The 13,337-nt window shown below is 62.3% G+C and carries 10 protein-coding genes, 1 tRNA gene and 2 pseudogenes; 6 read left to right on the top strand and 7 right to left on the bottom strand.

The features are described from left to right. Positions 1-11: 11 nt before the first annotated feature. Positions 12-329, bottom strand: a complete 318-nt coding sequence (locus JQ558_RS09040; RefSeq protein ID WP_212293428.1) for an antibiotic biosynthesis monooxygenase — start codon at positions 327-329, stop codon at positions 12-14. 332 nt (positions 330-661) lie between these two features. On the opposite strand from JQ558_RS09040, the gene JQ558_RS09035 reads away from it, so the two are divergent. Together JQ558_RS09035 and JQ558_RS09030 are read left to right on the top strand one after the other, a co-directional pair. Beyond that, the gene (locus JQ558_RS09035) at positions 662-835 is read left to right on the top strand and encodes a hypothetical protein (protein WP_212293427.1); all 174 of its coding nucleotides are present in this window, start codon (positions 662-664) and stop codon (positions 833-835) included. 826 nt (positions 836-1,661) lie between these two features. Then, entirely contained in the window at positions 1,662-2,120 is a 459-nt protein-coding gene (locus tag JQ558_RS09030) for a hypothetical protein (protein ID WP_212274885.1), read from the top strand. A gap of 256 nt (positions 2,121-2,376) precedes the next feature. Here the strand turns inward: JQ558_RS09030 and JQ558_RS37170 are convergent. The 4 genes and pseudogenes from JQ558_RS37170 to JQ558_RS09015 form a co-directional block, all read right to left on the bottom strand. Continuing rightward, positions 2,377-2,720, bottom strand: a pseudogene (locus JQ558_RS37170) (hypothetical protein). Between the two features lie 180 nt (positions 2,721-2,900). After that, a tRNA-Lys gene (locus JQ558_RS09025) sits at positions 2,901-2,976 on the bottom strand. A 148-nt stretch (positions 2,977-3,124) separates the two neighbouring features. Then, the gene (locus JQ558_RS09020) at positions 3,125-5,803 is read right to left on the bottom strand and encodes a glycosyltransferase (RefSeq protein ID WP_212293426.1); all 2,679 of its coding nucleotides are present in this window, start codon (positions 5,801-5,803) and stop codon (positions 3,125-3,127) included. Positions 5,804-6,010: 207 nt separating this feature from the next. Further along, positions 6,011-6,583, bottom strand: a complete 573-nt coding sequence (locus JQ558_RS09015) for a beta-1-3, beta-1-6-glucan biosynthesis protein (RefSeq protein ID WP_212293425.1) — start codon at positions 6,581-6,583, stop codon at positions 6,011-6,013. 305 nt (positions 6,584-6,888) lie between these two features. Between JQ558_RS09015 and JQ558_RS09010 the strand changes: the two genes are divergently transcribed. Next, positions 6,889-8,514 (top strand): beta-(1-6) glucans synthase, encoded by a 1,626-nt coding sequence (locus JQ558_RS09010; protein ID WP_212210359.1) that lies wholly within the window; start codon positions 6,889-6,891, stop codon positions 8,512-8,514. Here the strand turns inward: JQ558_RS09010 and JQ558_RS09005 are convergent. Next, positions 8,474-8,854: a hypothetical protein gene (locus tag JQ558_RS09005; protein ID WP_212210358.1), complete on the bottom strand. Its 381-nt coding sequence runs from the start codon at positions 8,852-8,854 to the stop codon at positions 8,474-8,476. The two genes, JQ558_RS09010 and JQ558_RS09005, sit on opposite strands and share 41 nt — an antisense overlap. Before the next feature lie 141 nt (positions 8,855-8,995). Next, positions 8,996-10,429: a hypothetical protein gene (locus JQ558_RS09000; protein WP_212293424.1), complete on the bottom strand. Its 1,434-nt coding sequence runs from the start codon at positions 10,427-10,429 to the stop codon at positions 8,996-8,998. A 235-nt stretch (positions 10,430-10,664) separates the two neighbouring features. Between JQ558_RS09000 and glmU the strand changes: the two genes are divergently transcribed. The 3 genes and pseudogenes from glmU to JQ558_RS37825 form a co-directional block, all read left to right on the top strand. Then, positions 10,665-12,023 carry a bifunctional UDP-N-acetylglucosamine diphosphorylase/glucosamine-1-phosphate N-acetyltransferase GlmU gene (gene glmU, locus JQ558_RS08995; RefSeq protein WP_212293423.1) on the top strand — a complete coding sequence of 453 codons (1,359 nt, stop codon included), beginning with the start codon at positions 10,665-10,667 and terminating at the stop codon, positions 12,021-12,023. 892 nt (positions 12,024-12,915) lie between these two features. Next, positions 12,916-13,089: a hypothetical protein gene (locus tag JQ558_RS08990; protein ID WP_212293422.1), complete on the top strand. Its 174-nt coding sequence runs from the start codon at positions 12,916-12,918 to the stop codon at positions 13,087-13,089. A 12-nt stretch (positions 13,090-13,101) separates the two neighbouring features. Then, positions 13,102-13,254 (top strand): annotated as a pseudogene (locus tag JQ558_RS37825) (autotransporter outer membrane beta-barrel domain-containing protein); the annotation flags it as partial. Between the last annotated feature and the right edge of the window lie 83 nt (positions 13,255-13,337).

Genomic DNA, 13,337 nt, shown 5'->3' with positions numbered 1-13,337 from the left:
CAGGACGGGCGCTAGATTCCGTGGCTATGCCGTATTTTCAGAATCTGAACTGACTTCGGAAGCTCGATCAGAAAATCCTTGTCGCGCTCCAGGTGATGGATCCTGGATGGGTCTCCGCCCGTGAACCTGCTCATCGATTCCAGGCTTTCCCAATACGAGATGGTGATGAACTCGGTCTCGTTTTGTCTGTCCTCCCTGAACGTCTGGACGGCGAGGGCCTTCTCGATCAGCGGCTTGATGCCGACCTCGTAATTATAGGCCTCGTATTCGTCTGCCACGTCTGGAGTGGTCCTTCCGCGCCAAACGCGGGCGATCTGGGGTTTGGTCATGTAGGGCCTCCGGTCGGAAAACCCGCATGCGGATAAACCGTTCCAATCTAAACGGCTGCTCTATTCATGCCGGGCGCGGAGGGGGTTGACCCCTCCTTGTTGGGGGCCTGCCATCCGGGCACATGAACGGGTTGTTAAGAATTCCGCCGACGAAACGCGGTTGAAACAATCGCGAAACCAAATCGCCATGAACCCCGCGAAATCTTAGGCCGACTAACCATCGAACAGGAGATGATGACGATGATTAAAGTTGGCTCGAAGGAAGAAGTTGCCCTGCTGCTCGCATTGTTTGGCGTGCTCGATCTGCCGGTACAGGCGCCCAAGAAGCGCAAATGACACTGCTCGTCGCCCCACTGTTGTTTGTCTTGCTGGGCGTCGGGGCTGTCAAAGCCAAAAAGGCAGGCCTCTCCGGCTGGGAGGTCTTCCTCATGGTCGCAGTCGGCAGCCTGTGCATTCTGGTGGTGACGTTGGGATTCCTGATGTGGGGATTCCGCAACTTCGGTTAGCTCCGATTGATCAGCCAGACACCTGTGCTGCTGAGCGTCTACAAGTTGTCGTCGGCGCAAATGCGGATGCTATCGTTCCCGAGGGGCGTCGGTGGGTTGCCGGGCTATTGGCTACGTGCCCCGTGCCTGCCGGCCTATTCGGTCCAAATGCGCTCTCCGCACTGCTTGCACTCAAACATATGAGTGACCACTCCGCTTTCAGATTCCATGATCGTTTTGAGAAGCGTGAGTTTTCCTGCGCAGAAGCGGCAGTCGTGGTTTGATTGATCCCGAGCAGTGGCGATCTTCTCAGCTCGAAATAACTCCATGACGCCCCCTTCCCACAAAGGGTAGGGTACGGAGCGCCGGTTTCGTGAGGCGTAAATGGGCAACAACTGTTGCCCCGGGCGACAAAGTTAAGGATGAAGGTCGGTTGTCCACAGCAATCCACCGCCGCGCGCCGCCACGCTCGGGTCGTCAACCTTCGTGTCGACAGAAAAGCAATAGCGCCGCCGCAACGCCTTTTGCCGTCAGACGGCCGGCAACTGCCGCCCGGCCGCTTCAAAGTTGCCCTAACTTGTTATGTCGGGAGCCGGACTTAAAGTGATAGGTGAAGTCATCATCGGAATGAGCTTGGCAATTGCCGATGCAGCCGGTCAAACGTGTCGCGCTTCGTTTTCTGCGGTGGCAAGATCGCGGATCAATTCCGCTTCGGCTGCGTCCCTAGGAAGTTTTCGAGAGGCTTGATAATCCTTCATGGGTTTTCAGTCCCTATAGCTGCCTGGTTATTGAACAAAGCGCACCGACTACGCTGAAGCGACCCGTCGGGATTGAACGTGAGAACCGCTTGCAAAATCTCATCCGACGCGCGGAAGTGCAGGACAACATCGCTGCCGTTCCATTGCAGATCGATGAGATCGCCGGCACACGTTTCAACGAACCGTTGGTGCCAGTACGCAGCGATAGCGTGCGCGCCGCGCAATTCTTTCTTGTCCCCGCAGTCGCATTGCAGGGAAGCATCATCGGCATAACAATCAACAATGAAAAGGTCGCCCGCGCGATAGGCATCGAGCCAATCGATCGCGATAGCAATCAGATCGATGGAAGACATGGTCCCTATCCACCCCCGCGCGGCTGTCATTGCGCGCTCGAAGCGCGCGCAGATATGAGCAGAATTACGCCAAACGCGCTTGTTAAAGTGCGCCAATTTTTTGTTGTTTTGCCTCAACAGCGAATGGCACAAACTGCACATGCCAAGGGATGCAAGCGGGTATATCGTGTTGAATTCGCGAGCAATGCCCCGTGAGAGCACCCTGCCATGGCAGTCGAATTCCTCTATCGCGCAGGCATCATCGCCCTTGGCCTGATGAACGTCGGGCTGGTTGCTGTCCTATTGTTCGCAGGCGGCTAAAGCGGCAGCCGGCGACTTGAAACTCGCGGCTCGCCACCGGATGCACCCGCTCTTGGCGTCCAAACGGCCGCCGCGATAGGCAGGGTCTTGGCCTGACTTGACCCAGGCAGCCGCGCGCCGGGCCACCGGCGCACGGCCGCCTCAACATGGATTAGTAGCGCGGGCAAACCCAGTTGCCGTAGGTATCGTAGCCGCAGCCGCCGCCGTAATAGGCCCCAGCCGCCGCAGCGCCAACAGCAGCCGCGCCGACCGCTGCGCACCGTAGCCCCGACGATACCCGTAGCCGGCATAACCGTAGCGACCGCCGCGCACTGCGACAGCGCTACCCCGAGCACCTCGAACTGCGACCGCGCCGCCGCGGTAGCCACCACCGTGAAATCCGCCACCACCGCGATAAGCGCCACCGCCGCGACCGCGGGCGTCGGCATCGTCTGGGATCAAACTGGCGGCGAGCAGAACAAGTGCCGCAAAAGCAGCAAGAACATAGCGAAGCATGGCCGAACCTCTTTCTACAAACCCTGCCGGACAGGAAATTGCTGCGCTGTCAGTGCGGGGCATTGATGTAGATCAAAAGAACCTGTTCCTGGATTCATGGGGCGAGATGTCGGGTGCTGACACAGTGCCGACACAGCACTTTCGGCAAAACCGCGAAAATTCAAGTTGTGCCCGATTTCATGGTGAGCGCGGAGGGACTCGAACCCTCGACCCCATGATTAAAAGTCACGTGCTCTACCGCCTGAGCTACGCGCTCACTCGACGCGCTGTGTAGGGGGCGGGCCCCTGCGGGTCAATAGCGCCGGCGCCAGAAAATGTTGGGCCGTGCGATCCAAATTCCTGAGGTTCGGCTTGCGGTTAGTCCGGCTTCTTGAAGCAGGCTGCGCTGATCGATTCACCGTCCGTTAATTGGCTTCCCGGCGAATCTCGGATGCGACCGGCTGGGAGGGGCGCGCGACCGTCGGCAGCCGGACCGGGCGGATGCCGATCAGTTCCGCCGTCCGCACCGCGCTGTTGCGCCAGAAGGCGAACGAGTTGGTGCGGGAGTTCTCCAACAGCGCGATCGCGACCGCGGCCAGGAACGGCAGGCTTTGCAACACCAGCACGGCAGCGAACACGTAGATTTCGTGCACCTGCTTGTACCCGTTCGTGACGACCAGCACGGCAGCGCCAATCAGCAGCAGCACGCCGATCACGGCTTCCCAGAACGCCTGGAATTCGATCGACATCCGCGACAGACCGCCCTTGGAGGTGCGGGCAAAGGCGAGGTGCTCGGTGATCAGGCCCTGGGCAACGGCGCGCGACACGGTCCACTGCACGCTCATCGCCGCGATCATGGCGCCCAGCATCTGGCCGGCCTTGATCTTCACGCGCAGGCGATAGAGCGCGATGAAATGCACCAGCGAGACGACGAACGAGGCGATGATTGGAAACGTCAGGATCTTGTCGGGAACGGCGATGTCGGCAAACGCCACGATCGGAACCCAGATCAGGTTGAGGATCGCAACCACCACGCCAAGGCTCTCGGCGCCGAGCCAGTTCAGCCAGCCGAGCGAGAATTCCCGGCGTTGATCGGGGGTAAGCCGGCTCGCGCCGGGCAGGAAGCGCCGCCAGTGCTTCTTGACGATCTGGAAGCCGCCATAGGCCCAGCGGTGACGCTGCTTCTTGAACGCTTCATAGGTGTCGGGCAGCAGGCCCTCGCCATAGCGGACGTTGGTGTAGTGCGTCAGCCAGCCCTGTTGCTGGATGGTCAGGCCGAGATCGGTGTCCTCGCAGATGGTGTCGCTGGACCAGCCGCCAGCCATATCCATCGCGGAACGGCGGATCAGGCACATCGTGCCGTGCACGATGATCGCATTGAACTCGTTGCGCTGGACCATGCCGATGTCGAAGAAGCCGGCATACTCGCCGTTCATGATGTAGTGCATCAGCGACAGGTCACCGTCGCGATGCTCCTGCGGCGCCTGCACCAGGCCGACGCGCGAGTCCGCGAACACAGGGACGAGATCCTTCAGCCAGTCCGGATGCACGACGTAGTCGGCATCGATGATGCCGATGATTTCGGCGTCCGCTGCGGTACGCTCCATCGCGATGCGCAGCGCGCCGGCCTTGAATCCCTGCACCTTCTCGGCGTTGATGAACTTGAAGCGTTCACCGAGCGTTCGGCAATGATCCTGGATCGGCTGCCAGAATGCCGGATCGGGCGTGTTGTTGATGATGCAGACGCATTCGAAGTTCGGATAGTCGAGCCGCGACACCGCATCGAGCGTCTGCTTCAGCATCTCGACCGGCTCGAAATAGGCGGGAATGTGGATCGATACCTTTGGGAAGGTGACGTTCTCGCCGATGGTGGCGGGCGCCAGCGGCGCGCTCTTGGTGATCAGCCGGCGCGGGCCGCGGCCGAAGGCGACCGCCGCGATTTCCTCGATCCGCGCCATCGCGATCAGGACCAGCGGTACCAGCAGGATCAGGCCCAGCGTCAGCGCGAAGGCCGAGCCGAACACGAAATAGTGCCCGTCCCAATAGGCGAATACGGTGGCGACCCAGGCGCCGACGCCGTTTGCCGCGGCCGATAGCATGACGGTCTGCATGACCGTCGGCCGGTCGAGGCGCAGGATCGGCAGCGACAGCAGGATGCCGACGAGGACGGCGATCAGTGCGAGCTTCCAGTAGTTCTCGTTTACGATCGGGCCGGTCCAGGCGAATTTCGGCTCGCGCGACGCGTTCAGGATGCCCCAATAGGGACCGACGCCGCCTTCGAAGAATTTCCAGGGCTGATCGATCGCCTCGACGATATTGTAATCCATGCCGATGGCATCGGCCCTGGCGACGAAGTTGCGCAGCACGGAAGCCTGTTGGAACGGGCCGGGTTCGGCATTCCGCAAATTATAGCCCGCGCTCGGCCAGCCGAATTCGGCGATGACGATCCGCTTGCCCGGGAATTTCTCGCGCAGCAGCTGGTAGAGGTAGACTGCCTGATCGACGGCCTGCTTGTCCGTGAAATTTTCCCAATAGGGCAGCACGTGAGCGGCAATGAAGTCGACGGAGGAGGCCAGTTCCGGATTGTCGCGCCAGATGTTCCAGATTTCGCCCGTGGTAACGGGAACATTGACCGATTTCTTGACCCGCTTGATGAGGTCGATCAGGTCCTCGACCTTTTGCTCGCCGCGGTAAATCACTTCGTTGCCGACGACGACGCCGATGACGTTGCTGTTGCGCTTGGCGAGGGTGATCGCCGCGTCGATTTCGCGTTCGTTGCGGTCGGAATTCTTGTCGATCCAGGCGCCGACGGTGACCTTGAGGCCGAACTCAGCAGCGATCGGCGGAACCAGTTCGACGCCGCCCGTCGACGAGTAAAGGCGAATCGCCCGCGTCACCGTCGACAGCTTCTTCAGGTCGGCGCGGATTTTCTCGACTTGCGGAATATTGTCGACGTCGGGATGCGCAGATCCCTCAAACGGTGCGTAGGAGACGCTCGGCAAAATGCCGCGGAAATCGGGCGCCGGCTGCTTTTCCTGGAACAGACCCCACAACGCAGCATGAGCTGCGGTTACAAACAGCAGAACGGCGACGACGGCGCGCATCGGTGGTTAAACCATAACGGGGCCTGCATGTGGGAAAGCGAACCCGTCCCCTAGGTTCGACCGGCACGGCGGCGAGATTAAGGATAATCCTGCCGCACGAATTCACAACTGATATGACGCGATGGCGTTTTAAGGGCGCGGACTTGAACAAACGCTGAATAATCCCGTTCGTTCCGCGCGAGTGTTGCCGTTGATCCGACTGGCGATTTACTTCGCCGGTGCGGGGCTGGCGCTGGGGGCCGGCGAGGGGGATGCGGCTGGCGCTGGCGCCGCATTGCCGGCGGCCGCAGGCGCGGCCGGGCCGGCGGCAGCTGCCGCCTGGGGCTGGGCGCCCGGATTGATCCAGCAGGCATGGATCCGGCTCGACAGGGTTTCGGCGACCTTGGGGTCGATCTGGCCGCCAAACCGGGTCAGACAGCGGAAGGTGGCCTGAACATGGCCGCCGGGGCAGCCGAACCGGTCATAGAGGTCGAGGTGCCGGAATGCGGTATCGAGGTCGTCGAGCCACATCAGGCGGACCACGCGGCGGCCGAGCCAGACGCATTCCGGGTTTCCGGCCGGACCGTTGATGGCCTGCGTGGCTTCGACGAATTCGTCGGTCTTGCGCTGGTTGTCCCGGTTCACGTCTGCCGAATTGGCCGCCGGGGGCTTGCCGGGCTGGTCCGGGGCAGGGGTGCCGCTCTGGGCCAAAACCCCGCCTGATCCGATCAGGAGGACAAGGCCTGCAACGGCGAGGTGGCGCAAAACCGCACTTTTGAGATCAGGCCCACTTCGACGCATACATTCCCCGACTTGTTACATGGCCGCTGGAATTCCCGAAAAGGCAATTCCCACGGCTCGTGATGGCTTGGCTAGTTGCCGTCCAAATAGGTCTCCATTGCGGCGGAGACGCTGCCGGATTCCCATGACGGTTATTTCGGATTTTGTCCAGCAAAGTCACAACTTTATCGTCACGTGGTAAAATCGTCGCAGGGAGTACCTCGGGGCGGACTTTGGACTAGCTGTTTGGATTAGGTCTATCCTCCTGATAGATCACTCTTGGCAGAACGCCGGTGACCGGCTAATCGACGGTCCCCGCCCGGAGGATGGAACCGATTTCTTTTCGTACGCCGCTGGCGCTTCTCCTGACATCGCTAGGTATGATCGCAGCATTGTGGTGGTGGCTGGCCACCCCGATCACGCTCGTGCGCGCGCCGATCGACCCCAACGCCAAACTGCAGTGCGTCTCCTATGCGCCGTTCCGGGGCGAGCAGACGCCGCTGATTCCCACCACGCATATCGATGCCGAACAGATCACGCAGGATCTGACGCAACTTGCCAAGATCACCGACTGCGTGCGCACCTATTCGATCGAGAACGGGCTCGACCAGGTTCCCGCCATCGCCGCCAAGGTCGGGCTCAAGGTCATTCAGGGCATCTGGCTCAGCAGCAACCGGATCAAGAACTATTCGCAGATCGCCGTCGCAGTCGGCCTGACCAAGGAATATCCGGGTGTCATCACCGCGCTGGTGGTCGGCAACGAAGTGCTGCTGCGCGGCGAGATGACGACGTCGGATCTTGCGGCCTACATCCGCGCGGTCAAGCCGCAGGTCACCATTCCCGTCACCTATGCCGATGTCTGGGAATTCTGGCTGCGCAACCGCGAGATCTACGACGCGGTCGATTTCGTCACGATTCATATCCTGCCGTACTGGGAGGACATGCCGGTGCGCGCGAAGTTCGCCGCCTCCCATGTCGATTCGATCCGCAAGCGGATGGCGATCGCCTTTCCGGGCAAGGAGATCCTGATCGGCGAGACCGGTTGGCCCAGCGCCGGGCGGATGCGCGAGGGCGCGCTGCCGTCGCGCACCAACCAGGCGCGGGTGGTTTCCGAAATTCTCGATCTCGCCAAGCGCGAAGGCTTTCGCGTCAACCTGATCGAGGCCTACGACCAGCCGTGGAAGCGCCAGCTCGAGGGCACCGTCGGCGGCTATTGGGGCCTGATCGACGCGGCGCAGCGGGCGGTGAAATATCCGCCGGGCGAGGCCATCAGCAATTTCCCGTTCTGGAAGCTGCAGATGGGCTGCGGCATGGCGCTGAGCTTTTTCGTGTTTCTCGCGGGCTGGCTGACGTTGCGGCGGCGGCCCTGGCAGCCGCGGCTGGCCGCCTGGCTCGCGGTCGGCACCTCGGCGACGATTTCCGGAATGCTGCTCGGCGTCGCCGCCGACAAGATGTTCTATGAGAGCTACGGGACCGGCGGCTGGCTGCAATGGGGGGCGCTGCTGGCGGCCGCGATCGCGTCCCCGATGCTCTGCGCCAACGCGGCGATGTCGGGACGGCCGCTGCCGACCTTCCTCGAATTGCTCGGCCCGCGCGATGGCCGGACCGGATCGGTGCTGTCAGTGCTGCTTGGCCTGACTCTGGTTGTCGCCACGGTGATCGGCGCGGAGACCGCGCTCGGTTTTGCGTTCGATCCGCGCTATCGCGATTTTCCGTTCGCTTCGCTGACCATGGCCGTGGTGCCGTTTGCCGCCTTGATGCTGGTCAACCGGCCGAAGGAGGGCACTCGCCCGATCGCCGAATCGGCCTTTGCCGGACTGCTCGTGGTGGCCACGCTCTATATCGGAATCAACGAAGGTCCGCAGAACTGGCAGGCGATGTGGACCTGCGCGATCTACTTCCTGCTCGCGCTTACGCTGTGGCGGGCGCGGGCCGCGCAAAGCCCAAAATAAGCAGCCCGATCGCGAGCCCCGACAGCACGACATTATAGAGCACGATCCCGAGCCCGGCCGCGATCAGCCCGCCGGTCAAAAGCACGATCGACGGTCGCATCACGTGAAGCACCGCGATGATCAGGGCGACGATGCCGAACACCGAATTCTTGAACAGGGTGGTGGCGAGCGTACGGGCCTTGCAGATCATCGTCTGCAGCCCGGCGTCGCACGCCAGCGCGACGGTCGAGAACTCGACCGCGAGATAGCGCAGATAGAGCGCGTAGCCGACGGTGACGAAACCGACCACCAACAGGAACTGCACCTGATAGGGCGTCAGGCGGAACGGAGTTTTTTTCACAGCGGCATTTTCTCGAGCTCGGAGGGATGGCGGGGCGAATATGGTCGGGAATGGCCGCCGGGACAAGTCACTGCAGGACATTAAGGGGCATCAAAAACAGTTCAGAATTTTTCCGCAACCCTTTGTATTATAAGTAAATATCTATTGGCCCCGCTTGCCGAACCAGGACGAGACTGAGGTCGTTGCCGCTGTTTCCGGCTTCTTTGCCGGCTCCTCCACGGCTCCGACAGGGGCGCGTTTCGTCACCGCACCCCGCCGGCGGGGCGCGGGTTTTGCGCTCGGCGCGGGCAATGGGTTGTCGCCGGTCAGCGACAGCCTCTGGCCGTCGAAGATCGCCGTCTCGCAGTTCCGCTTGTTTTCGGTCAGGACGGCGCAGATCCGGGCGGCAGCTCCGGCGTCGTTGATGGGACCGGCCACCAGTCGAAGCTGCATACCGAGCCCGTTGGTGCTTTCCTTGACGACGATGATCGGGCGCAGCGCGGCGAGCGGCGCGTTCGATCTCGATTTCAGCAGCCCGCGCCACAGCGCGCGCAGGCCGGGAACCGAATTGGCGGTGCCGAGATCGACCCCGAATTGGGTCCGCTGGACCGGGACCCTCGGGCCGGTTTCCTCGTCCGCCTCGGCGTCCGTGGCCGGTGCGGCCGCCATCACTTCCGGGATCGGGCTCGCTGTCACCGGACTCAAGGGCCTGGCGGGTTCGATCAGTTTCGTGGCGGACGGATCGGGCGGCGCCATGAAGGACTGTGAGGCGACCAGCGGCGTTGCCGGCGTCGCAGCGTCGGCCTTCGCAGCCTCGATCCTCACGGTATCGATTTTCGCCGTATCGGACTTTATCCCTTCAGGCTTGCCCGTCTCAGGCTTTACTGCCTCAGCTTTGGCCAATTCAGGCTTGGCGGCTTCAGGCCTTATCGGGTCGGTCTTCTTTGCTTCGATCTTCGGTAACTCGGGCTTGATGGTTTCCTTGGCCGTTTCCTTGCCAGGTTCTTTGGCCGAATCCTTGGCAACGGATGAAACCGCCGCCGGACCCGGTTCGGCGGGGATCGGATTGGAACCGGATTTGTCAGGCGCGGCCGCAGCAGTCTGCGTCGTCACCGGCGCCACGGTGGGGGCGGGAGTTTGCGCGGCCTGGGAAGCTTGGGGCTCGGCAGGCGAAGGCGCTGCCGGGGCGGGCGATGCCGCGGCGGAATTCTGGCGGGCGATGGATCCGGTCACGGAGTCCAGCCCGCGTTCCAGGCCGGTGACGCGGCTATAGAGCCGGTCGCGATCGCTGTTGAGCGTATCGATGGCCGCTGCGAGCCGCCGCGCCTCGCGTTCCGTTCGACTGGCAATATTCTGGATCTGCTGTGCTCGCTGGTTGAGATCGGTCGCGGCCATCTGGTCGCGCTTCCATCCAGACTGGGTCTGGTTGGCCATCACGGCGACGACGACCGCGGCCACCGCACCGACGCCCCACGATCCGAGCCGCCACAGCGCGCGGCGGTCGAGATCCTCTTCCTCGGCCAGCAAACCGCTCAGCACGCCGCCGGTATCGTCCGTCCCGAGGCCGCCAGCGCGATGGTCGGAATTCTTGGCCAAACGTCTTTGGCCCTCCCGAGGCCTGCCGAATCACAGGTCAAACATTAACAGGAATTCTGCCATGATCTTGAATCCGGAACTTTGCGGGACGGCGAATCGGGTTTCCACTCACAGCGAAAACACCTAAAGACGGCGCCGTTGCTTTTGGCCCCGATAGGGATTTTTGTTTTGACGCGTTTTCTTCACGCGAACCGGATGCCACTTCGCTGGAAAACGCTCTAGTAGAGGACTTCTCATGACTGCTCGATCCAGCCTGACGGTGGTGCTCGCGGCCGGCGAGGGGACGCGGATGCGGTCCGCGCTGCCGAAAGTGCTGCACCCGGTGGCCGGCCAGTCGCTGCTGGCGCATGTGCTGGATGCCGCCCCGAAAGGCGCGGGCGCCTCGCTCGCCGTCGTGATCGGTCCCGATCACAAGGCGGTCGCCGACGAGGTTGCACGGAGGCGTCCCGATGCCGCGACCTTCGTCCAGCGCGAACGCCTCGGCACCGCGCATGCGGTGCTGGCGGCGCGCGAGGCACTGGCGCGCGGCGCCGACGACCTGATCGTCGCCTTCGGCGATACGCCTTTGATATCGGCCGAGACGTTTGCGCGAATGCGCGCGCCGCTGGAGAAGGGGGCCGCGATCGCCGTACTTGGCTTCCGCGCCGCCGACCCCACCGGTTACGGCCGGCTGCTCGTCGAGGGCGAGCATCTGGTGGCGATCCGCGAGCATGCGGATGCCAGCGCCGAGGAGCGCAAGGTCACGCTGTGCAATGCCGGGGTGATGGCATTCGACGGCAAGAAGGCGCTCTCGATCCTCGATCGGATCGGCAATGCCAACAGCAAGGGCGAGTATTATCTCGTCGATGCGGTTGCACTCGTCAGGGACATGGGATTGGAGGCCGTCGTGATTGAAACCAGCGAGGACGAAGTGCGCGGAATCAACACCAAGGCGCAGCTCGCCGAAGCGGAAGCGGTGATGCAGGCGCGGCTGCGCAAGGCAGCGCTCGATGCCGGCGTGACGCTGATCGCGCCGGAAACCGTGCATCTTGCCGCCGACACCACCTTCGGCAACGACGTCACCATCGAGCCGTTCGTGGTGATCGGCCCCGGTGTCAGCATCGCCGACGGCGCGGTGATCCATTCGTTCTCGCACATCGTGCAGGCCTCGATCGGCAAGAAGGCGTCCGTCGGCCCGTATGCGCGGCTGCGGCCGGGCACATCGCTCGGCGATGGTGCGCGGATCGGCAATTTCGTCGAGACCAAGGCCGCTCACCTCGAAGCCGGCGTCAAGGTCAACCATCTCTCCTACATCGGCGACGCCCATGTCGGCGCCAATTCCAATATCGGCGCCGGCACCATCACCTGCAACTATGACGGCTTCTTCAAGCACAAGACCACGATCGGCGAGGGCGCTTTCGTCGGCACCAATTCGTCGCTGGTGGCGCCGGTGAAAATCGGCAAAGGCGCCTATATCGGTTCGGGCTCGGTCATCACCAAGGACGTGCCCGACGATGCGCTGGCCGTCGAGCGCAGCCCGCAGAACAACCGCGACGGCGGCGCGGCGCGCTACCGCGAGATGAAGCTGCGGGCGAAAGCGAAGAAGGAAGGTTGAGGGCGAGGGCACGAGCTCTCTCCACGTCATTGCGAGCGTAAGCGAAGCAATCCATAGCTCGGCTAGCTGCGGCATGGATTGCTTCGTCGCTGTCGCTCCCTTGCGCAAACGCTTCGCGTTTGTCGCAGGCAATGACGGCGATAGAGCAGCTCCGCACAACGCTGTCGTCCTCCGCGAAAGCGGGGGACCCAGTACGCCGCGGCTTCTCGGTTCTATCATTGGCGTCTCTGGGATACTGGGTCGCCCGGTCAAGCCGGGCGATGACAACTGAGCGTGTGTTCGCATTCTCGCGACGCATTGCGCCCGAGATTTTCTGAAAACTTCCCGCCCTCTCAATTCAGAGGGCGCAGGGAATGCCGGATGCGCGCTGCACCCGCGGTCTCATGTGCGATTGTGCTAAAAAAGCTGCACATGAGCATACAGGGCAGCGGAGAACATCCGACATTCCCTGCGCAATGGCTTTACGGCTTATAACGCGCTCTCCCCGGTGAGACGGCCTCTATTGCCACCGTCGCCTTGCAGATCGCTCCGCAAGACTTGACGCCGTTACGGGCGCCAGGACCACACGCTTTCGCCGTACGCTTCAGCCGCGACCGTCCATCGCAACTGTTACGTCCACCGCAACCCGCCCCTCGTCGTGACGACGGCCGACGCCCTCTGAGTGGGACGGGATAACGCAAACTCGTAGAGATGATTTGCCCGACGGCGAAAGCGAAATATTTTTTATTTCGGGGCTTGACACGATTTCCGTAAATCAGAAGTGATTTGCCCGTCGGGTTGTTTTGTCGCAGTCAGCGTCCGTGCGGCGGATCACGGAAGTCCTGTCCCCCCAACAAATAGTGTGAGGCGGCAAACGAGGGGATTCGCCCGAGCACCGATGAGGAGGATGCCAATGAACATCGATATGCAGAATGACAGCCGAGTGCGGCAGAACGACAACCGATCCCTTAACGACGACGAGCTTGGTCGCGTGCAAGGCGGCGTCAACGTGCTCGACGTTGCGAAGGCCGTGTTGACCACCATCAGCACGGTCCTGCGCATGGCCAACGGTCGCCCGCAGCTTTGATCTGACCAAACCGGGGCGCGGCAGGCCGCTGACGCCGCACTCGTGACCGGTTCGGCCGAAATGAAGTGGATCAACGGCTGGTCGATCGCGGGCACATTCGAGGGCGAGTTCTCGAATGTCACTCGTTCCTACGCCGGCAAGGGTGTGGTGCGTTACGCCTGGTGAGGCGGGACGGCGAGGGCGCTCGCTACAAGCCAGTTCGCCCACTGCAAATCCCGCTTATCTCCTCGTTCAATTGGCCGCTGTGG

This window comes from Bradyrhizobium sp. AUGA SZCCT0160, from assembly GCF_018130105.1.
Lineage (GTDB): Bacteria > Pseudomonadota > Alphaproteobacteria > Rhizobiales > Xanthobacteraceae > Bradyrhizobium.
The sequence above is the reverse complement of the archived record's forward strand: the minus strand, read 5'-3'. Positions and strand labels throughout refer to the sequence as shown.

Coding starts and splice junctions, on each gene's coding strand:
- JQ558_RS09040 (WP_212293428.1), bottom strand. CDS start 329: ATGACCAAACCCCAGATCGCCCGCGTTTGGCGCGGAAGGACCACTCCA.
- JQ558_RS09035 (WP_212293427.1), top strand. CDS start 662: ATGACACTGCTCGTCGCCCCACTGTTGTTTGTCTTGCTGGGCGTCGGG.
- JQ558_RS09020 (WP_212293426.1), bottom strand. CDS start 5,803: ATGCGCGCCGTCGTCGCCGTTCTGCTGTTTGTAACCGCAGCTCATGCT.
- JQ558_RS09015 (WP_212293425.1), bottom strand. CDS start 6,583: ATGCGTCGAAGTGGGCCTGATCTCAAAAGTGCGGTTTTGCGCCACCTC.
- JQ558_RS09010 (WP_212210359.1), top strand. CDS start 6,889: ATGGAACCGATTTCTTTTCGTACGCCGCTGGCGCTTCTCCTGACATCG.
- glmU (WP_212293423.1), top strand. CDS start 10,665: ATGACTGCTCGATCCAGCCTGACGGTGGTGCTCGCGGCCGGCGAGGGG.
- JQ558_RS08990 (WP_212293422.1), top strand. CDS start 12,916: ATGAACATCGATATGCAGAATGACAGCCGAGTGCGGCAGAACGACAAC.